We start from the raw sequence: 19,168 nt of genomic DNA on the forward strand, positions 1-19,168 counted from the left end.
ACGGGTCATGGCCGGCGAGCACCGTCGATCATGGACACCAGCATCGAGACGAGCTCGTTGGCCGAGACCTGCCACTTGTGCGCGGACAGGTGCCCGTTGACCTCCATGTCGGTGATCCCGTGCGCGCTGGTCAGCAGCAGCGCGGCGAACCGCTGCGCGTCCGGGCCGCCGACGAGGTCGCCGACGATGGCGAGGAACTCGGCCATGGCGCGGTCGGCCGCCCGGACCGCCGCGTGGATCGCGGCCGGGGCACCGGCCGGGGAAGCGAACATCAGCCGGTACAGGTGCGGCTGACGGCGGCCGATCGTCATCAGCGCGGCCAGGCCTCGGTGCAGCGTGTCGGCCGAGGAGACCCGCGCGTCGGAGCGCACGGCCTGGACCTGGTCGGCGAGCCGGTCCAGCGCTTCGGCGGCGATGGTGGTCAGCAGGCTGTCCTTGTCGGGGAAGTGCCCGTACGGCGCCCCGCGGCTGACGCCCGCGCGCGCCCCGACCGCGCGCAGCGTCACCGCGTCCGGGCCACCGCTGTCCAGCAGCTCGGCGGCGGCGTCCAGCAGGGCCCGCCGGGTCGCGGCGGCGGATTCGGTACGGCTGACCATGCCGGGCACCCTACCGGTTGACACCGTCAGCTGAACTGCCTAACCTCGTTCATATGACAATGTCAGCCAGAATGTCAGCCAGAATGCCGGAGTACGTCGTCGTCACCGGGGCCTCGGCCGGGATCGGCGCGGCGACCGCACGCGAACTGGCCCGGCGCGGATTCCACGTCCTCGCCGGAGTCCGCCGCGACCGTGACGCCGACGCACTCCGGGCCGACGGCATCGAACCGGTCATCCTCGATGTCACCGAGCCGGACCACATCGCCCGGCTGGCCGCCCGCCTCGACGACGGCTCGCGGGCCGGTGGGCTGCGGGCGCTGGTGAACAACGCCGCGATCCAGCTCAACGCGCCGGTCGAGACCCTCCCGATGAGCGAGTGGCGGCGGCAGTTCGAGGTCAACCTGTTCGGCCAGATCGCCGTCACCCAGGCGCTGCTGCCCGCGCTGCTGCGCCACTCGGGGCGGGTGATCAACATCAGCTCGGTCGGCGGGCGGGTCGCCATGCCCGCGTACGGGCCCTACGCGGGCACGAAGTTCGCCCTCGAAGCGGTCAGCGACTCGTTGCGCCGGGAAGTGACGCCACTGGGCGTGCACGTGGTCGTCGTCGAGCCCGGCGCGGTCCGCACGCGGATGGCGAGCCGGGTGGCCGCCACCGCGAACGAGCTCGCCGCCGCCATGTCACCGGAACAGCGGGACCGCTACGGCAGGCTGATCCAGGCCACCAACGCGCACTCCGCCGCCCACGCCCCGAACGGCAGGCCGCCCGAGGACGCGGCCAGGGTGATCGCGAAGGCGGTGACCGCCGCGAAACCCCGTACCCGCTACACCGTCGGCCGCGACGCGGCGCTGATCACCCGCCTGACGCGGGTCCTGCCCGACCGGGTGCTCGACCGCGTCCTCGGGGCGAGCCTCCGCCCGCACTACGCGAAAGCTGCTCCTTCCCTGCGCTGAGCGGCCCCGCGGGAAGCGGCCGGGTGGGGGCGGGCCATACTGAACCACCTCGTGGCAGGGTTCCAGGCCGTCCCCTGCCACGACCCTCAAGCGCCCACGCCGACCATCTTGCGGCGGATGACCGGCGCGAAGACCACGAGCAGCATCCCGAGCGCCACCGCGGACAGGCCGATGATCCCGAAGTACAGCGGCGCCGACTCCCGGTCGTAGAACCCGACGATCTGCGCCGAGATGCCCTGGCCCGCCGCGCTCGAGGCGATCCACAGGCCCATGGTCTGGGTGGCGAAGGCGGCGGGCGCCAGCTGCGTGGTCACCGACATGCCGATCGGTGACAGGCAGATCTCCCCGACGGTCACCAGGGTGAAGCTGCCGACCAGCCACAGTGGATGCGTCTCGCCGCTGGACAGCGTGGGGATCACCAGCATGGCGTACGACAAGCCCGCCACCACCAGGCCGAAGCTGAACTTCGCGGGCGTCGACGGTTGCCGGTCCCGGCGGGCGAGCCGGATCCACAGCACCGCGAACGCCGGCGCGATCAGGATGAGCACCAGCGAACCGACCGACTGGAACCACGAAGCCGGGATCCCGAAGCCGAACGCGTCGAGGTCCGTGCTCTCCTGCGCGTACTGGGCGAGCACGATCGCGCCCTGCTCCTGGATGACCCAAAAGCACACCGCGGCCAGGAAAAGCGGGATGTAGGACAGCACCCGGGAACGTTCGGCGCTGGTGACGCGCGGGCTGCGCAGCATCACGGTGAAGTAGGCGACGGGCAGGGCGATCGCCAGCAGGCTGATCAGGTCGATCACCAGCCCGGCGCTGAACGAGCCGGTGAGGACGACCAGGAGCACGAGCGAACCGATGCCCGCGAGCACCCCGGCCGCCCACCCGCGTGGGATGTCGGCCAGGCGGATCGGATTCGTCGGCCGCTTGCTCTCGTCACCGAGGTGTCGCTGCCCCAGCACGAAAACCACCAGTCCGACAGCCATACCGGCGGCCGCCAGGCCGAATCCGAGGTGGTAGTCGTACTTCTCGCCCAGCGTGCCCACCGCGAGTGGCGCGATGAGCGCGCCGACGCTGATGCCCATGTAGTAGATGGTGAACCCGGAATCGCGGCGCTCGTCCTGCGACGGGTACAACTGCCCGACCGAGGTGGAAATGCTGGGCTTGAGCAATCCGGTACCCACCACGATGAACAGCATCGATGAGTACAACGCGGTCGCGCCGGCGGGCAGGGCCAGGCAGATGTGCCCGCACATGATGAGAATGCCGCCGTAGAGCGTGCTCCGGCTCGCGCCGAGCACCCGGTCACTGAGCCAGCCGCCCCCGATGGCGGCGAGGTAGATCGACGCCCCGTACACCGCCACCAGCGAACGGGCCGTTTCGCCCGGAATGCCCAGTCCGCCCTCGCTCACGCGGTCGTACATGTAGTACAGCAGGATGGCTTTCATTCCGTAGTACGAAAACCGCTCCCACGCTTCGGTGAAGAACAGCGTGGCGAGCCCGCTCGGATGGCCGAAGAATCCAGTCGCCGAGGTCTTCCCCACCAAGCTCCCGCCCCACGGGCGCACCCGCGTGATCCGTGGCGTCCAAAGTCCCGGCGGACGTTAACCGCCGATCACCCGCCTCGTCAATCCGGGCGGAACCGGCGCTTCAGTGACCGGGGTGGACGACGAATTCGGCGGTTCTCACGCGGGAACCGGTGGCCAGTACGCCCCACACCACCTTGCCGCCCGACAACGCGGGCGTGCAGCCCCACGCCTTCGTCACCTGGGCGACCATCAGCAGGCCGACCCCGCCGATCTCCCCGGCGGCACCCTCACGCAGTCGCGCGGGCACGGGTGAGCGGTCGCCGACCGCGATGCTGAAGTGACGCGACCGCAGTTCCAGGCGCAGGACCGGCTCCGAATCCGTGTGCCGGACGACGTTTTCCACCAGTGCGTTCACCACCAGCAGCGCGTCGGTCAGGATCGGACTGTCCGGCAGCCAGTGGTGGCACACCTGCGTGGTGAACTGCCTGGCGTGCCGGGAGGCCTCCGGCGACCGCGGCAGGGTGATCTTCGCGTGCCGCCGCCGGGGCTGGGTCGCCACGCCGCGCACGGCGTCGCCGATCGACGGGAAGACCGGGACGAACCGGGGAACCACGGCGTCCACCAGCATCCGGCGAGCCGCTTCCCGTCGTGCGACGAGGAACAGCGGCACCCCCGGCCAGTCGGAAAGCCGGTTGTGCACCTGGGAGAACACACTGAGCAGGCTCTTGTCCACCACGCTGAGCTCGTCGACCACCACGATCACCGCCGAAGGCTGCTCGACCGCGCATTTCAGGAGCGTGTCACGCAGCTTCGGGTACCCGCGGACGCCGAGTTCCCCGGAAACGCCGATCACGCGGCAACCGGCGCGCTCGTCGAGGTCGAGGCGCAAGTGCTGGCCACCGCCGGTTCGGCTGATCCGACAACTCCCGTCCGGCAAAGCAGAAGATTCGCCCATTGTGGTCGACGACTACCCACCACCGTACGCCCCGGCACCCACCGGATCGGGCGCGGGCGGCCGGTCATGAACGGTGTCACGTCGTCTCGAAGTTGGCCATCATGCCCATGTCCTCGTGTTCGGCGTTGTGGCAGTGGAACGTGTACCGGCCGCGGTAACCGTCGAACCGCGCGATCACTTCGACCGCCTCGCCGGGCCGGAGGTCGACCGTGTCCTTGCGGCCCGCGTCGTACGGTCCCGGTTCGCGGCCACCGCGGGAAAGCACGTGGAAGTGCACCAGGTGCAGGTGGATCGGGTGGTGCAGATCCGCCACGAACCGCCAGATCTCCACGTCCCCGAGGCGCGGCCGGGCGTCCATCCGGGTCGGCGAGTAGGGCTGACCGCCGATCGTCCAGCCGTGCCTGCCGCCGACTTTCCCGCTGCGGAACGAGAAGTCACGGACCACGGTCGCCCGCGCACGGTCCAGCGGCTCGATTTCGCCCAGCCGGTCCGGGATGTGGCTGTCCTCGACCCCGCTCCGGACGATCCGGAACCGCATCACGTGTGCCATCGTCCCGGTGCCGAGCCGGTTGACCAGCGTGACCTCGGTGCCCACCGGGTAGCGGCCGAAGTCGGCGACCAGGTCGTACCGCTCGGCCGGGGCGATCGGCACGTGGTCGTGCACCACCGGTGCGGCGAGCAGCCCCTGGTCCGAGCCGATCTGCGTGAACGACCCGCCCCCGGGCGGCGGCGGGTCGAGCGCGAGGTCGTAGCGGCGGGCGTTGGAGGCGTTGAGGATCCGCAACCGGTGCCGGGTCGCGGACACCTCCGCCACCGGCCACGGCGCGCCGTTCACCAGGAGCACGTCCCCGAACACGCCTTCGACGTACGGTTCTTCGACCCCGGGCACCGAACTCAGCGTCTGGTCGACCGACGGGTACCGCAGGGAACCGTCCGCCGCGAACGCCCGGTCGGTGAGCACCAGCGGCAGTTCCCGGTCACCGCGTGGCAAGGGCAGCGCGTCCTCTTCGTCGTCGCGCACCACGTGCAACCCGGCCAGGCCGCGGTAGACCGCCGGACCGGTGAAGTCCATCCGGTGGTCGTGGTACCAGAGCAGGGATGCCTTCTGCTGCAACGGGTACACGTAATCCCGCGCGCCGTGGCTGAGCCGCGCGTCCGGGTCGTGCTTCCCCGCGTGGGCGGTGTACCGGCCACCGGCGGGCAGCACCAGGTCCGTGGCGTAACCGTCGTGCTCCGGTGGCGTGCGACCGCCGTGCAGGTGCACCACGGTCGGCACCGGGAGTTCGTTGCGGTGCCGGACGATCGTCGTGCGGCCGCTGCGGGATTCGATGGTGGGGCCCGGGAAAGTGCCCTGGTAGCCCCAAATCGGTGTCCGCACGCCTGGCAGGATCTCCACGATGGCCGGTCGCTGGACGATTTCGTACCGATCGGCGTCGGCGTCCCGCGCGACCGATGCCAGCACGGCGGGGATCGGCAACGGCACCTGGAATGGCGCAGGCAACGGGATTTCGCTCGTCAGCAGTTCGCCGGTGGCGGCGGAACCGAACAGCCGCGGCCCGGTGAGCCCGGCGGCGAGCAGCACGCCCGCGCCGCCGGTCAGCCCGAGGAACCGGCGCCGCGACAGCGCGCTCACTGCCGCGCCCCGGTCCGCCAGATGGCGACCAGCATGATCGACGCCAGCGCGACCAGCGCGACACCCAGGGGGAGGTGCAGGTCCAGCGCCCCGGCCAGACCGGCGAAGTACTGCCCGGTTTCGCCGAGGACGAGCAACAGGCTCGCCCAGAACGGCCAGCGCGTTCCCTCGCGCCGCCACAGCAGCGCGGCCGGCACCAGTTGCGCCAAACCGAGGTAGGACACCAGATCGGCGCCGAGCGCGTGCAGCGCCAGCATGTCGTAGTCGCCGACGAGATAACCACCGGCGAACACCGGCTGCCCGAACACCGCCACGGCGTGCACCGTGACGAACCCGCGCACCACCCCCAGTACCGCACTCATCCCCAGTCCTTCCCCTTCGCTTCCCCTCGAAGTTAGGACCGGGGTCCGATGCTGTCCAAGACCGGAAGTGCCATGAACCCATGACGACAGGGCTATGAATGGGCGCCGGAAAATTCCTCCCCCATCCGGGTGGGTTCCCGGGTACGATCTCCCTCCAAGATCTCCTTGTTGCGGCGAAGGGATCACCCGATGACCAGGCAACACAACGACGTGACCGCCGGGTTCCCCCGGAGCAGGCACCTGGCACCGCCCGAGATCAGACCGCTCCCGGCACCACCCGCCTCCACCTGGCGGATCATCGGCCCGGGCATCGTCGCCGCGGGCGTCGGGCTGGCCTCCGGCGAGTTCATCCTCTTCCCCTACATCGCCTCCCAGGTCGGGCTGGTGTTCGTCTGGGCGGCGCTGGTCGGCCTGGCCACGCAGTTCTTCCTGAACATGGAGATCGAGCGGTACACGCTCGCCACCGGGGAGACCGCGCTCACCGGCTTCAGCCGCTACTGGCGGCACTGGGGCCTGGTGTTCGCCATCCTGACCATGCTGGCGAACCTGTGGCCCGGCTGGGCGACCAGCTCGGCGACGCTGATCACCTACCTGTGGGGCGGGAACGTCCAGTGGATCTCGGTCGGGCTGCTGCTGGCCATCGGCCTGATCCTCACCCTGGCCCCGGTCGTCTACGTGGCACTGGAACGCGCCGAGATGCTGAAGGTCGCGGCGGTGCTCGTGCTGCTGGCGGTCGGCGCGGTGGTCGCGATCACCGCGAGCGCCTGGGCGGACGTGCCCAAGATCATCACCGAGGCGAGCGTGCCGGTCGACCTAGGGCTGGCGTTCCTGATGGGCGCGCTCGCCTTCGCCGGCGCCGGTGGCGGGCAGAACCTGGTGCAGAGCAACTGGATCCGCGACAAGGGCTTCGGCATGGGCAAGTACGTGCCGCGGATCAAGAGCCCGGTCACCGGCAAGCCGGAGGCCGCGCCGAGCACCGGGTTCATCTTCGAACCGACCGACGAGCACCTGTCGCGGTGGCGCGCGTGGTGGCGGTTCGCCAACCGCGAGCAGCTCTCCACCTTCGTGCTGATCACCTTCCTGTCGATCATGTTCACCTCGCTGCTGGCCTACTCGACCGTGTACGGCAGGCCGGGCCTGCCGAACAACATCGGGTTCCTGCGGATCGAGGGCGAGGTGCTGAAGGAGACCGTCGGCGCCTGGTTCGGCACGCTGTTCTGGGTGGTCGGCGCGTTCGCGTTGTTCGCCGCGGCACTGGGCATCGTGGACTATTCGAGCCGCCTCACCGCGGACGTGCTCAAGACCGCGTACGTCAAGGACGCCAAGGAGAGCACGCTCTACTTCGCCGTGGTGTGGGTGCTGGTGCTCGCGGGGTGCGTGATCGTGCTGGCCGGGTTCGCGCAGCCGCTGATCCTGCTGGTGATCTCCGCCTGCGTGGGCGGGCTGATGATGTTCATCTACTCCGGACTGCTCATCGTGCTCAACCGCAAGGTGCTGCCCGAACCGATCCGCATCCGCGCCGGGCGCACCGCGGTGCTCGGCTGGTCGGTGGCGTTGTTCGGGGTGCTGAGCGTGCTGACCATCATCGAGCAGGTGGGCAAGTTGTTCTGAGTTCCGGCCTGCGGTCACGGCGGGATGGCGACACCGCCCGGTTCGACGGCATCAGCCACGAGTAGCTAGACCTTGTCCGGCAAGCCACGATCATGCTCTCCGCGCCCAGCGGCCAATGCTATGAGTGGGGCATTACTTGCGTTGATTGCAAGTAATGCCCCACTCATAGCAATCGAAGTGGGCTCAGTCGACCGGGAAGAGTCGCCCGGTCGACTGGATCACGAAGCACATCGACCAGACTCACCGGACAGTGCTTAGACGTTCGCGCCACCGGACGAACGCGGTGACGAGTTCGGCGGGTGCTCCGGCTGCACGCAGCCGGGGCACCTGGTCGTCGAGGTAGTACCGGTAGATCGGGAGCAAACCCGCCGCCAGCAAGGGATCCGCCTCGGCGGGGTCCAGCGGGCGTCCCGCCCGGACCTGCTCGGCCAGCCGGACGAGCGCCGCCGCGGGCGCCTCCGGCTGGGCGAGGTACCAGGCGATCGCCTCGTCGTTGCGTGCGGCGCGGCCGGTGGTTTCCCGGTTCGTGTAGAGGAAACGCACCGGGAACAACACGGCCTTGGTGAACCAGACGAGGTCCTTCAGCAACCGGCGCGGCTCGCGGAACTCCGCGACCACCTCGTCCGTGGCCAGCACGCCGACGGCGAACCTGGCCCCCTCCAGCAGTATCTCCTCAGTGGACGGTCGTGCCACCTGTGAGGCGACGTCGTCGCCGAACAGGAGTTCACTGTGGACAGCCAGCTCCAGCCGGTCGATGGCGGGGAACCGGCCGTCGTCGCGGCCTTCGCGCAACGCCGGCAACGAACCCCAGAACGCGGAAACCTTGCGGTGCAGGGCTCCTCGCTCACGCAGGGACTCGCTCGTGGCCTGGAAGGCCGCCGCGTCACCCTCCCGGCTGCCGGTGAGGACCAGGGCGAGGTCGATGTCGCTGACCGCCGCGGAATAACCGCCGTACGACAGGCTGCCGAGCAGGTAGGCGGCCGCCAGGCGGCCGTCGAAGGTTTCCGCGTAGGCACGGGCGCTTTCCAGCGCGACGGCCCTCGCCGCCTGTTCGGGGTCGGTCATACGGCGACGAGACCGCTGTCCTGACGGGCGCATTCGGCGATGCGGTCCGACACCACGCCGATGACCTGCCACGCGCGGTCCAGCACGGCGATCAGGTCTTCGACGTTCCAGTCGCTTCGCCGGCGCAGCACCCGGTACCCCATCTCGAGGTGCTCGACATCGGCTTCGTCGTGCAGTTCGAAGTACGGGTCGTCGGGGAACGCGCGGGTACCGGCCTGGCTCAGCACCAGGCTTCCCGCCTCGAGCGCGAGGTGCGCGAGCACGGTGCGCTGGATGCTCGGCAGCACGGCGAACTGGTCGACGAACCACGAGGCGCCGGCTTCGATGACCGGGTCCCAGACCACGCGCGTGTCCGCGGCGCGGGTCCTGGCCAGGATGGCGTCGTGGCCGACTTCTTCCTGCTGGTGCTCCAAAGCGAGGGCTCGCTGCTCCGGGTCGGTCTCGAAGGTGACCCGGGCGCTGATCATCCGCTGGAAGGCGTTGGACCACGGCTGCAGGTAGGTCAGCACGGCCCGCTTGGCCTGCTCGGGGGTGTTCTCGTCGGCCAGCAGGCGGATCAGCGGTGATGCCGCGTATTCCTGTTGCCGCTGCTCGTTGTAACGGGCGATGCGATCGACGTCCTGGCTCACGATCGGCTCCTTCTGGTGGCGGTGCGCGAGATCATCTTTCCGTGGAAGTGGCTCAAGATCAACGGCCGGGAACGGGCCGGGGGCCGGCCGGTCGTAGACGGGGAACCGGAAGTAGGTGGTGACATCGGCCCGCCTGCCCGCGGCCCGGTAGCTCACCAGCTCCAGCAGTCCCCGGCTGCCCTCCAGCGGCCCGGCGGCCAACGCGCTGGTCAGCGCCCGGAACCCGGCCGGGTCCACGCCTTCACGGCGAAGCAGCGCGGCGGTGCGGTCCACGGCTTCGCGGTCGTCGGCGGCCAGGTCGGCCATCCGGAGATAGGTGGTGCATTCGTCCGGTTGGTCCAGACCAGCACGGAAAGCCAGGCAGCTCAACGCCGCTTCGCCCGCGTCGGTCCGCGTGCCGGCGAGCGTGCGGTAGGCGGCCAGCGCGCTCACCGGATCATGGCGCCGGGCCACCGAAGCGACGCGGTTCACCTCGGCGAGGTCGGCGTTGTGGTTGCGGTAGTACAGCTTCACCCTGGCGTCGGCGCCGTCTGCCAGGTCCACGGCGAAGAACTCGATCTCACGCTGCCCGTCGGCGCCTTCCACCTGCGCACGGGCGTGCTCCCACGCCGCCGTCATGCCCAGCTGGCGCATGGCCGCGTCCACCGCGGCGTAACGTTCCTCGTGGGGCCAGGTGTACAGGCCGAAGTATGTCTTGTGGACGATCGGCCCGGGCGGGCGCCAGGCGAGCGAATGCCACAGCGGCGCGGACGACGAGCGGCCGGCGTGCGTGGTGAAGACGTCGTGGATCCGTCCCCACCTGCGGCTCACCGCAGACGAGCCGGAGAGCGAGACCTGCGACCCCGCAACGGAAATCAGCTCCCGGCGGAACCAGGCCTCGTCGCCGAGGCAGTCGAACAGCACCCGCAGTTCAGGGTGCGTTCCGGACCAGTTCACCGACATCTCGGCCGGAAACCCGTCCCCCGCAACGTAGGACGGTGTTTCCGGGGCGAAACCGATGCGCTTGTCCGCCCAGCCGGGCAGCGACCCGCGGAGCACGGACGCGCTCCTGGCGGTCTCCGCCGCCGGTACGCCGAGTGCGGTGCAGGCGGTGGTCCACAGTGCACACAGGAACTCGCCGAACAGCTGGTCGTTCGAGGGATAGCTCCCGTTTTCCCTTACCTGATCGGACATCCACGGAGAGCCAGTGATCACGCGGCCGATGCTAGCACTTAGGTGAGAGTTCAACTGTATTCCTGAACCCGGGTGGACTAGTCAATTGGGCCATGTGGGTTGATCAAGACTCGTCCCGGGGCAGCCGGGCACCCACCGTCACCGGCAGCCGGGGGAGGGCTGCCGGTGCCGCGGAAACCGTTGCGCCGCAGGTCAGACCGCGGCAGGCACCGCCGCGGTCATCGCGTGCTTGACCAGGCGGATGAGGGCGAGCTTGCTGGAGTCACGGTCGCGTGCGTCACACATGACGATCGGCACGCGGTCCGGTACGACCACTGCCTCACGGATCTCGTCGGCGGTGTAGCGCGGCGCGTTGTCGAAGCAGTTCACCGCCACGATGAACGGGATCTTCCGCCGCTCGAAGAAGTCGATGGCCGCGAAGCTGGTCTCCAGGCGCCGGGTGTCGACGAGCACGATGGTGCCGATGGCGCCGCGCGCCAGGTCGTCCCACATGAACCAGAAGCGCGACTGCCCCGGCGTGCCGAACAGGTACAGCACGTGGCGCGGGGAGATGGAGATCCGGCCGAAGTCGAGCGCGACGGTGGTGGTGTGCTTGCGCTCCACACCGGACAGGTCGTCCACGCCCGCGCTCGCCTCGGTCAGCACCTCCTCGGTGGTCAGCGGCGGGATTTCGCTGACCGAGCCGACCATCGTGGTCTTCCCCGCCCCGAACCCGCCGGCGATGATGATCTTGACCGGGGTGGGGACCGTGTCCCCGGCGTTGTCAGTATTTGATGAGGCCATCGAGAACCGCCTGGAGTGTTTCGAGGTTCGGCGCCTGCGCCGCGTTATGGGTGGGGGCCCGCATGATCACCAGGCCGCGTTCGATCAGGTCGCCGCAGAGCACGCGCACGACCCCGAGCGGGACCTTGACGTAGACCGCGATCTCGGCCAGTGACACCGGCTGGCGGCACAGGCGCAGGATCTCCTGGTGCTCCGGGCCCAGTCCGGCCGGCTCCTGCTCCGTGCGCAGGGTCATCACCTGGGTGGACAGGTCGAGCCTGCCGTTCTCGTCGGGGGTCCGGCCGCTGGTGATGGTGTACGGCCGGACCAGCGGCCCCGCGGCCTCGTCGTACCAGCTTTCGCCCTCGCTCACGTACCCTCCCGGAACGCGTGCGCGGTTTCGCGCGGCGCGGCCGCCAGGTAGTCACCGACGCGCTTGACCAGCCGGTTCATCTCGTAGGCGATCATCTCGACGTCCACGTTCTCCCCGGCCAGCACGGCGAGGCAGGCGCCCTGGCCCGCCGCCGAGACGAAGAGGTAGCCCAGCTCCATCTCGATCATGTTCTGCAGCACCGCGCCGCGGGCGAACTGCCTGCTCACCCCCTTGGCCAGGCTCTGCAGACTGGACGCGATGGCCGAAAGCTGGTCCGAATCGTCCTTGCTCATCCCGGCCGACTTGCCGATCAACAGCCCGTCGGCGGACAGCACGATGGCGTTCTGCGCGCCGACCACGCGGTTCACCACGTCGTCGAGCAGCCAGTTGAGATCGGGTTTGCCGTTCCCGTACTCGTTCATGCGGATAGACCTTGACTTTCCTCAAGTGGACGTTGCCGTGTGCGGTCGGGGACTACTGGTCGTCGGCCACGTCGCGGCCGCGGCGGGTTCCCTTGTGGAACGCCGCCAGCGAACGCGCGGTGCTCTCCCCCGGAACAACGTCGTTCCGGCCGTCCTCGGCGGGCTCGTCCTCGAGCTGGGCGACGAGGTTCTGCTGGGGTTCACGCCGCGGCAGCCGCGGCCGGTCGTCCGGCTGCCCGGGTGGTGGCTCGGGCGGGGCGGCGGCACGGGGTGCCTCCGCCACCGGTGGCGGGGTGAACAGGGATTCGGGTGGGGTGAGCGCGCGGGCCGGGTACGGCCGCGGCTTGGCATCTCGCTTCATGGGGATCTGACCGGTGAACGAGCTGGGCGGGTCGGCGGGCGGCATCGCCGGCTTGGACGGGGCGGGGACGTGGGTTTCCGTCGCGTGCGAAGACGCCATGGGCGAAGACGCCGTGGGCGAAGACACTGTGGGCGAAGGCGCTGTGTGCGAAGACTGCGCGTGCGAGGAAGAAGCGCCCACCTGCGCGAGCACCGGGGCGTGCTGGAGCGCGGCGGCTTCACCTTCCCCGTTCTGGTCGGCGTCGTGCTTGCCCGCCAGGTACTGGGTCGGGATGAGCACGGTGGCGCGGAGGCCGCCGTAGCGCGACGGGTCGAAGGTGACGGTGATGCCGAGCTTGGCGGCCAGGCGCGCGACCACGAACAGGCCGAGGCTGGAGTCCGCGCGCAACGCCATCGCGTCGAACTCGGGTGCCTCCGCCATCATCTCGTTGGCCCACTGGAGGACGCTTTCCTTCATGCCGAGGCCCTGGTCCGACACGTCGACCACGACGCCGCGGGCGACCTGGCGGCTGGTCACCTCGACCGGCGACCCGGGCGGCGAGAACGAGGTCGCGTTGTCGACCAGCTCGGCGATCAGGTGGATGGTGTCGGCCACCGCGGCGCCGATGATGGCCACGTCGGCCACCTGCTCGACCTGGACCCGGGAGTACTGCTCGGTTTCCGAGACCGCCGCGCGCAGCACCTCCATCAGCGGCACGGGCTTGCGCCAGCGCCTGCCCGGCTGCTTGCCGCCGAGGATGATCAGGTTCTCGGTGGTGCGGCGGGCGCGGGCGGCGAGGTGGTCGAGCTGGAACAGCGAGGCCAGCTGCGTCGAGTTCTCCTCGCGGCTTTCCATCTCGTCGAGGATCTGCAGCTGCTGGTGCACCAGGACCTGGTTGCGGTGGGCGATGCCGAGGAAGACGTTGTGCACACCGCTGCGTGCCTTGGCCTCGCTGGCCGCGGCGTTGACGGCGGTGAGCTGCGCGGCGTTGAACGCCTCGGCCACCTGGCCGATCTCGTCCCGGCCGTGGTCGAGCTGCGGCAGCTCCTGCTTGACGTCGACGGGTTCGCCGTTCTTCAGCCGCTCCACGATGCGGGGCAGGCGGTTGCGGGCGAGGTCGAGCGAGTCGTTGCGCAGCCGCGCGAGGCGCGTCATCAGGGCGCGGTCGACGAGCGAGCGGGACACCCGCACCGCGACGATGATCGCCGCGAGCGAGGCGAGCAGCGCCAGGACACTGCCGATGATCGCGTTGCGCAGCTGGGCGTCACCGGAGTCGATCGCCGCACCGGAGACCTTGTCGGCCTGTTCGATGGCGAGGTCGTTGAGGCGCTGGGCGACCTGCTCGGTCGCGCTCTGCCAGTCGGTCTCGGTCACCGGCACGGTGTTCTGCCCGGACCCGGCCCACGGGCCGCGCTTGACCAGCGCGTCCTCCGCTTCGATGAGCTGCTTCCACGCCGGGCTCGTGACCAGCGCCTGGTACTTGCCGCGCACCTCGGGGTCGAGGAAGGGCTCGATCTGGGCCAGCTGCGTCCGGTACGAACCGGACAGCCGGGTGAACTCGACGAAGTCGTCCGGCGCGAAGGACCCGGCGGCGAAGGCGGCGGAGACGAGCGAGGTCTCGCGCGACATCAGGTCGCTGGCGCGGAAGACCGTGGTCGCCGTGACACCGCCGTGCGCGGCCTCGGCGTCCGGCACGATCCGGGCCTGGGTGTCGAACAGGTTCGACGCGGAGTCCAGCACGCCGTTGTAGTAGTCGTTGACCTGCGCGCGGTCGATGCTGCGGAAGTTGATCTGCGAGCGAAGCACGGGCAGCTGGTCGAACTGGCCCTTCAGCGCGTTGACCTTGGCCGCGACCTCGTCCGGCGCGCTGGAGATCGTCGAGGCGAACGCGGCCTGCAGCACCACGAGCTTCTCGTCGGTGGCTTTCTGCTGCTCCAGCAGCCGGGTCTGGCCCACCACCGGGTCGTCCAGGTACTGCAGCGCGGTCTGGCGTTCCTTCTGGACCGCGGCGAGCGCGGTGGCCGCCGGGATGGACACCTCGCGCACCGACGCCGCGACCAGGCGGACGTAAAGACCGTTGATGAAGAAGTACGAGGACACCGCGGTCCAGAGGACCAGCAGGGTGACGCTCGGAATGAGAACGGTCCTGGTCAGCCTTTTCCGGATCGACTTGTCATACGGTTTGTCGGACTCTTCTTTGCTCTGCACGGGGATTCACGAACTCCTGAAAGACAGTCGACTACCGTGGAACAGGCAGGGTCCGTTTTTTACCATGAATCACCCGGGCGTGTTCATGCGCCTCCACCGTGCGACGGGCGAGCTTCCCCAGGTCCATCCATGATCACCGAGCGCAAGGTCGACCTCACGCGCATTTCCCGAGGTTACGGCGTTGGGTGGCAACCACCCCGGAAATAGCTAGGCCGAGTGGGTGAATGTCAAGGTGTTCCAGACCACTTTTCTCAAACTCCCGCCGCTGTGTCCCCGTACCACCAACACCCGTTGAACATTGCGCAAATCGGCAGATACCAGCAGTTTCCCGGCTCCCGCACCCCATCCGATAAGCCCCATGAACAGATCCACCCACCCCCGCGAACCCCACACTCAGGCAGCCGAGTTCGACGCTCGCGCAGCCCAGTCCCGCACTCACGCCTCTCAGCCGGGGCTGAAGGCGACCGCCTGCGGGAGCGGGCCTTCGGCGTCCCGCGGGTCCACGGGCATGCCGAGCGTCGGCGCCAGGCGCCGCCACGCTCGCGGGTGCCGCGCCCGGTAGCCCACCAGCAGCCGCAGCGTTTCGTCCGCGTCGAGGTAGCGGTGCCGCGGCGCGGGCCAGCGGGTCCGCCCGCTTTCGATCAGGTAGGCCGGGGCGACGCGCAGGTTGCGCAGCCAGTCCACCCGCGCACCCCAGCCCGCGACGACCACGATCTCCCCCGGCCCGTACCGGACGACCTCCAGCACCACGTCCCGCAGCCGTCCCGACTTCCGTCCGATGTGGACCAGGTGCACCAGGCGGTGTCCGAAGAGGAAACCCAGGTGCGCCCGGTAGGCGAGCAGGGGCGCGCGGAGCAGGGCACGCAGGAGGCCACGAGGCGGCCGGGCGGTCAGGGCCATCCCGCCACGGTACACAATTGCACTGTGCAACGCTTCCCCGGCAAACTGGACACCATGGGGAGCCCACCGGCGGCCGACGCCGTCACCGATGCCGTGCTGACCGCGTCCCGCCTGCTGGTCGCGGTCTCCGTGCGTTCACTGGCCGCCATCGACGAAGCCGTCACGCTGCCCCAGTTCCGGCTCCTGGTGGTGCTGGACACCCGCGGCCCGCTCAAGCACGCCACCCTCGCCGAGCACCTCGGGGTGAACCCGTCGACCGCCAACCGCATGGTCAACCGGCTGGTCACGGCCGGCATGGTGGACCGGCGGACCAGCCCGGACTCGCGCCGCGAGATCGTGCTCTCGCTGACCGCGTCCGGCACCCGCGTGGTCCGCCGGGTCACCGCCCGCCGCCGGGCGGAGATCGCGAAGATCGTCGCCAAGATGCCCGCCACCCACCGCCAGGGCCTGGTCGACGCGCTGACCGCCTTCGCCGCCGCCGGTGGCGAACCGCCGGTCCACACCCAGCTCGACGGCATCTGGCCGGGAGCTCAGTAACCGACGCCGAAGTGCCGCTCGTCCCCCGGTTCCTCGAGTTCGTCGAGCACCGCGACAGCGAGGTCTTCAGCGGAAATGCGGGACGAACCGTCCGGCGCGGTGACGAGCACCGTGCCACCACGGCGATACGTGCCGAGCCGCGAACCGGGTTCCAGCAACGCGGGCGGGCTCAGGTAGACCCAGTCGGCCGCATGCGCCTCGCAGACCCGGAGTTGCGTAACGCTCGCGGCGGCGATGGTCCGGTACCGCGCCGGGACGTACCGCGGATCGTCGACCACGAGCCCGTCCGCGTCTGTCCTCAGTGGACCCGCACCGCCGATGAACAGGATGCGCCTGCCCGCGTTCACGGCGGCGTCGAGCAACGCGGCGGTGGTGGGACCGACCGCGTCCTCCTCCCCTTCGCGCGGGCGGGTCGCCCCGACGACCGCGTCCACCGCACGGAACAGCCCGGTGAGCCGGTCCCGGTCGACGGCGTCCGCCCGCACCGGCAGCGCCCCGGAAGGCAATGGCGGCAGCGTTCCGCGGTGGACCGCGGTCACCTCGTGCCCGCGCCGCACCGCCTCCGCGACGACCCGCGAACCGGCCATGCCTGCCGCACCGACCACGGCGATCTTCATCGGATGATCCTTCCGGAAGGGAGTTGACCCGCCACCATCGCGGCGAGTGCCAGTGCGAAGCCGGCGAACTGCACCGGACCGAGGTCCTGGCCGAGCACGAGCACCCCGAGCGCCGCGGCGACCATCGGGGAGAGCAGGCCCAGCACCGCGACCGAGGTGACCGGCAGCAGGCCGATGCCGCGGAACCACAGCACGTACGCCAGCAGCCCGCCGACCAGCCCGAGCCAGAGGTACCCGGCCACCGCCGGCAGGTCGATCACCGGTGGCGCGCCTTCGAAGACGAACGTGACGGGCACCAGGAACACCCCGCCCGCGGTCAGTTGCCAGCCCGCGAGCGCGGTCGGGCCGACCCCGGCGGGCCTGCCCCAGCGCTTGGTCAGCGTGACGCCGAGCGCCATGCCGAGCGCTCCGGCGAGCCCGGCGAGCACGCCGACGAGGTCGAACCCGGCGGCCGGACCGAGCACCACCATGCCGACCCCGGCCACCCCGGCCAGTCCCCAGGCGAACTTCACCGCGGACGGGCGCTCGTGCAGCACCCCGACCGCCAGCGCCGCGACCACGAGTGGTTGCGCCGCACCGAGGGTGGCCGCGACACCGCCGGGTAATCGTTCCGCGGCGAGGAACAGCAACGGGAAGAACAAGCCCATGTTGAGCACCCCGAGCACCGCCGCCCGCCACCACCATTCGCCCCGCGGCAGCGTCCTGGCGATGGCCAGCGCGATCAGTCCGGCGGGCAGCGCGCGCATCAGGCTGGCGAACATCGGGTGGCCGCTGGGCAGCAGTTCCGTGGTGACGACGTAGGTGGTGCCCCAGACCGCCGGAGCGAAGGCGGTCGCCGCGGTACGGGAGAAAGTGCTGGGAGAAGTCGAGGTAATCACCGGATCAGTGTGGGCTGACCAGCAAGCATGAGTCCAATACATGTTTGTCAACGGATCGATCGTGATTCAAGATAGATGGGTGGAACTCCAGCACCTGAGGTACGTGGTAGCCGTCGCCGAGACGAACAGCTTCACCCGCGGCGCCGAGCGCTGCTTCGTCGCGCAGTCCGCGCTCAGCCACCAGATCGCCCGCCTGGAACGGGAGCTGGGCGCGAAGTTGTTCGACCGCACGAGCCGCCGCGTGCGGTTGACCGCGGCCGGGGCGGCGTTCCTGCCCGCCGCGCGGCAGTGCCTCGACGCCGCCGAACGCGCGGTCGCCGAGGTCGCCGCGGCCATCGGCGAAGTACGCGGGCGGCTGACCGTCGGCGCCATCCCCACCGTCGCCGCGGTGGACATCCCCTTGGCGCTGCACGAGTTCCACCAGCGCTACCCGCAGGTGCGCGTCGGCCTTCGGTCCGGGGCCAGCGAAGAACTCGTCGAGCAGGTGAAGGAGGGCGTCATCGAGATCGCCTTCCTCGGACTGCCCACCACCGCCCGGCCACAGGGTGTGCACGCCAGGGAACTGGCCAGGGACCGCCTCGTCGCCGTGACCTCGCAGGACCACCCGCTCGCCGGTGAGTCCGAAGTGGACCTGCGCCGCCTGACCGAAGAGACCTTTGTGGACTTCCCAGCCGGGACCGCGGGCCGCCTGCAGTCCGACGAGGCCTTCGCCGCGGCAGGACTGGTCCGCGAAGTCGCCTTCGAGGTCACGGCCGCGCCGGACTTCATGGCCAGGATCATCCGCCAGGGCCTCGCGGTGGGCATGCTGCCCCCGGCCTACGCGGCCCAGCTCGCCGGGGTCGCGACGATCCCGGTGCGCGACGCCCCCGGCCGCGTGGAATACCTGGTGTGGAGCCGATCCGGCCTCAGCCCGGCGGCGAGCGCCTTCCTGGAGGCGCTCAGCACTTCCCCTGCATGAGGTCCGCGAGCTCCTCCTGCCCCAGTGACGGCACGGGCAGCGGGTGCGCGGCCTCGGCTCGCAGGCCGTCGCAGAGCAGCGCCAGGTGCCGCCGCCACAGGTCGGGTTTGACCGCCGCGGTTGCTTCGATGGTCCTGGTGATCGACCAGGTGACGAACGCCAGGTCCGGTGGCGTGAAATCCTCGCGCAGCGCGCCTTCCCGCTGCGCGCGGGCGATGAGCCGCACCATGTTTTCGTAGCCGGACTGCGGATCCTTGCTGAGCGCCACCGGCGGCAGCCCGCGGGCGGCGAGGTCGTTGAACCCGCGATCGGCCGCCTGCAACAGGCAGATCCGTTCCAGGAACTGAACGAAACCCGTCCAGGCGTCGGGTGTCGCGAGCGCCTGCTCGACCGCGCGATCGACCGCTTCGGCGCGGTCGGCGAACACCGCCACGCACAACTGCTCCCGGCTCGGGAACCGGTTGTACAGCGTGCCGATGCTGACCCCCGCCCGGCGCGCGACCTCCTCCAGCGCCACGTTCAGCCCGCGCTCGGCGAAGAGCGTCCGAGCCGCCTCGATGAGCTTCTCGCGGTTCAACTGGGCGTCGCGGCGCATGCCCCCAGCCTAGCAAGTTGACGCCTTCCTCAAGTTAGCGCTACGGTCGAAATAAGTTGAGGATGGCCTCAACAT

Annotated in this window: 19 protein-coding genes; 4 read left to right on the top strand and 15 right to left on the bottom strand. The window is 70.0% G+C overall.

What is annotated here, in order from left to right:
• Positions 1–5: 5 nt before the first annotated feature.
• On the bottom strand, positions 6–596 hold the full coding sequence (locus JOM49_RS35830) for a TetR/AcrR family transcriptional regulator (RefSeq protein WP_209668568.1): 591 nt from the start codon (positions 594–596) through the stop codon (positions 6–8).
• Positions 597–679: 83 nt separating this feature from the next.
• On the opposite strand from JOM49_RS35830, the gene JOM49_RS35835 reads away from it, so the two are divergent.
• Positions 680–1,546: an SDR family oxidoreductase gene (locus JOM49_RS35835; RefSeq protein WP_245369587.1), complete on the top strand. Its 867-nt coding sequence runs from the start codon at positions 680–682 to the stop codon at positions 1,544–1,546.
• An 86-nt stretch (positions 1,547–1,632) separates the two neighbouring features.
• Here JOM49_RS35835 and JOM49_RS35840 read toward each other — a convergent pair whose 3' ends face one another.
• The 4 genes from JOM49_RS35840 to JOM49_RS35855 form a co-directional block, all read right to left on the bottom strand.
• The gene (locus JOM49_RS35840) at positions 1,633–3,090 is read right to left on the bottom strand and encodes a peptide MFS transporter (RefSeq protein WP_308158988.1); all 1,458 of its coding nucleotides are present in this window, start codon (positions 3,088–3,090) and stop codon (positions 1,633–1,635) included.
• 106 nt (positions 3,091–3,196) lie between these two features.
• Positions 3,197–3,964: an STAS domain-containing protein gene (locus JOM49_RS35845; RefSeq protein ID WP_209668571.1), complete on the bottom strand. Its 768-nt coding sequence runs from the start codon at positions 3,962–3,964 to the stop codon at positions 3,197–3,199.
• A 142-nt stretch (positions 3,965–4,106) separates the two neighbouring features.
• Complete coding sequence (locus JOM49_RS35850; protein WP_209668572.1) at positions 4,107–5,663, bottom strand: multicopper oxidase family protein; 1,557 nt, start codon at positions 5,661–5,663, stop codon at positions 4,107–4,109.
• Entirely contained in the window at positions 5,660–6,025 is a 366-nt protein-coding gene (locus JOM49_RS35855) for a hypothetical protein (protein ID WP_209668573.1), read from the bottom strand. Before JOM49_RS35855 ends, JOM49_RS35850 begins: the two co-directional genes overlap by 4 nt.
• Before the next feature lie 189 nt (positions 6,026–6,214).
• Here JOM49_RS35855 and JOM49_RS35860 point away from each other — a divergent pair, with 189 nt between their 5' ends.
• Positions 6,215–7,636: an Nramp family divalent metal transporter gene (locus JOM49_RS35860; protein WP_209668574.1), complete on the top strand. Its 1,422-nt coding sequence runs from the start codon at positions 6,215–6,217 to the stop codon at positions 7,634–7,636.
• Positions 7,637–7,876: 240 nt separating this feature from the next.
• Here JOM49_RS35860 and JOM49_RS35865 read toward each other — a convergent pair whose 3' ends face one another.
• From JOM49_RS35865 to JOM49_RS35900, 7 genes are all read right to left on the bottom strand, one after another.
• Complete coding sequence (locus JOM49_RS35865) at positions 7,877–8,701, bottom strand: hypothetical protein (RefSeq protein WP_209668575.1); 825 nt, start codon at positions 8,699–8,701, stop codon at positions 7,877–7,879.
• A complete protein-coding gene (locus tag JOM49_RS43535) occupies positions 8,698–10,524 on the bottom strand; it encodes a tryptophan dimethylallyltransferase family protein (protein ID WP_308158989.1) in 1,827 nt (608 codons plus the stop codon). The genes JOM49_RS35865 and JOM49_RS43535 overlap by 4 nt, the downstream gene beginning before the upstream one ends.
• 171 nt (positions 10,525–10,695) lie before the next feature.
• Positions 10,696–11,286 (bottom strand): GTP-binding protein, encoded by a 591-nt coding sequence (locus tag JOM49_RS35880; RefSeq protein WP_209668576.1) that lies wholly within the window; start codon positions 11,284–11,286, stop codon positions 10,696–10,698.
• Entirely contained in the window at positions 11,267–11,638 is a 372-nt protein-coding gene (locus JOM49_RS35885; RefSeq protein WP_209668577.1) for a DUF742 domain-containing protein, read from the bottom strand. The genes JOM49_RS35880 and JOM49_RS35885 overlap by 20 nt, the downstream gene beginning before the upstream one ends.
• Complete coding sequence (locus tag JOM49_RS35890; protein ID WP_209668578.1) at positions 11,635–12,060, bottom strand: roadblock/LC7 domain-containing protein; 426 nt, start codon at positions 12,058–12,060, stop codon at positions 11,635–11,637. Before JOM49_RS35890 ends, JOM49_RS35885 begins: the two co-directional genes overlap by 4 nt.
• A 52-nt stretch (positions 12,061–12,112) precedes the next feature.
• Positions 12,113–14,608, bottom strand: a complete 2,496-nt coding sequence (locus JOM49_RS35895; RefSeq protein WP_209668579.1) for a sensor histidine kinase — start codon at positions 14,606–14,608, stop codon at positions 12,113–12,115.
• Positions 14,609–15,052: 444 nt separating this feature from the next.
• Positions 15,053–15,508 (bottom strand): nitroreductase family deazaflavin-dependent oxidoreductase, encoded by a 456-nt coding sequence (locus tag JOM49_RS35900; protein WP_209668580.1) that lies wholly within the window; start codon positions 15,506–15,508, stop codon positions 15,053–15,055.
• Between the two features lie 54 nt (positions 15,509–15,562).
• Between JOM49_RS35900 and JOM49_RS35905 the strand changes: the two genes are divergently transcribed.
• Complete coding sequence (locus JOM49_RS35905; RefSeq protein ID WP_209668581.1) at positions 15,563–16,045, top strand: MarR family winged helix-turn-helix transcriptional regulator; 483 nt, start codon at positions 15,563–15,565, stop codon at positions 16,043–16,045.
• Here the strand turns inward: JOM49_RS35905 and JOM49_RS35910 are convergent.
• The gene (locus JOM49_RS35910) at positions 16,039–16,662 is read right to left on the bottom strand and encodes an NAD(P)-dependent oxidoreductase (RefSeq protein WP_209668582.1); all 624 of its coding nucleotides are present in this window, start codon (positions 16,660–16,662) and stop codon (positions 16,039–16,041) included. The genes JOM49_RS35905 and JOM49_RS35910 overlap by 7 nt on opposite strands.
• Positions 16,659–17,537, bottom strand: a complete 879-nt coding sequence (locus JOM49_RS35915; protein WP_308159078.1) for an EamA family transporter — start codon at positions 17,535–17,537, stop codon at positions 16,659–16,661. Before JOM49_RS35915 ends, JOM49_RS35910 begins: the two co-directional genes overlap by 4 nt.
• An 82-nt stretch (positions 17,538–17,619) precedes the next feature.
• Between JOM49_RS35915 and JOM49_RS35920 the strand changes: the two genes are divergently transcribed.
• A complete protein-coding gene (locus JOM49_RS35920) occupies positions 17,620–18,498 on the top strand; it encodes a LysR family transcriptional regulator (RefSeq protein WP_209668583.1) in 879 nt (292 codons plus the stop codon).
• On the opposite strand, the gene JOM49_RS35925 is transcribed toward JOM49_RS35920, so the two are convergent.
• Positions 18,479–19,093, bottom strand: a complete 615-nt coding sequence (locus JOM49_RS35925) for a TetR/AcrR family transcriptional regulator (protein WP_209668584.1) — start codon at positions 19,091–19,093, stop codon at positions 18,479–18,481. The two genes, JOM49_RS35920 and JOM49_RS35925, sit on opposite strands and share 20 nt — an antisense overlap.
• Positions 19,094–19,168: the final 75 nt, after the last annotated feature.

This window comes from Amycolatopsis magusensis (assembly GCF_017875555.1).
Taxonomy (GTDB): domain Bacteria; phylum Actinomycetota; class Actinomycetes; order Mycobacteriales; family Pseudonocardiaceae; genus Amycolatopsis; species Amycolatopsis magusensis.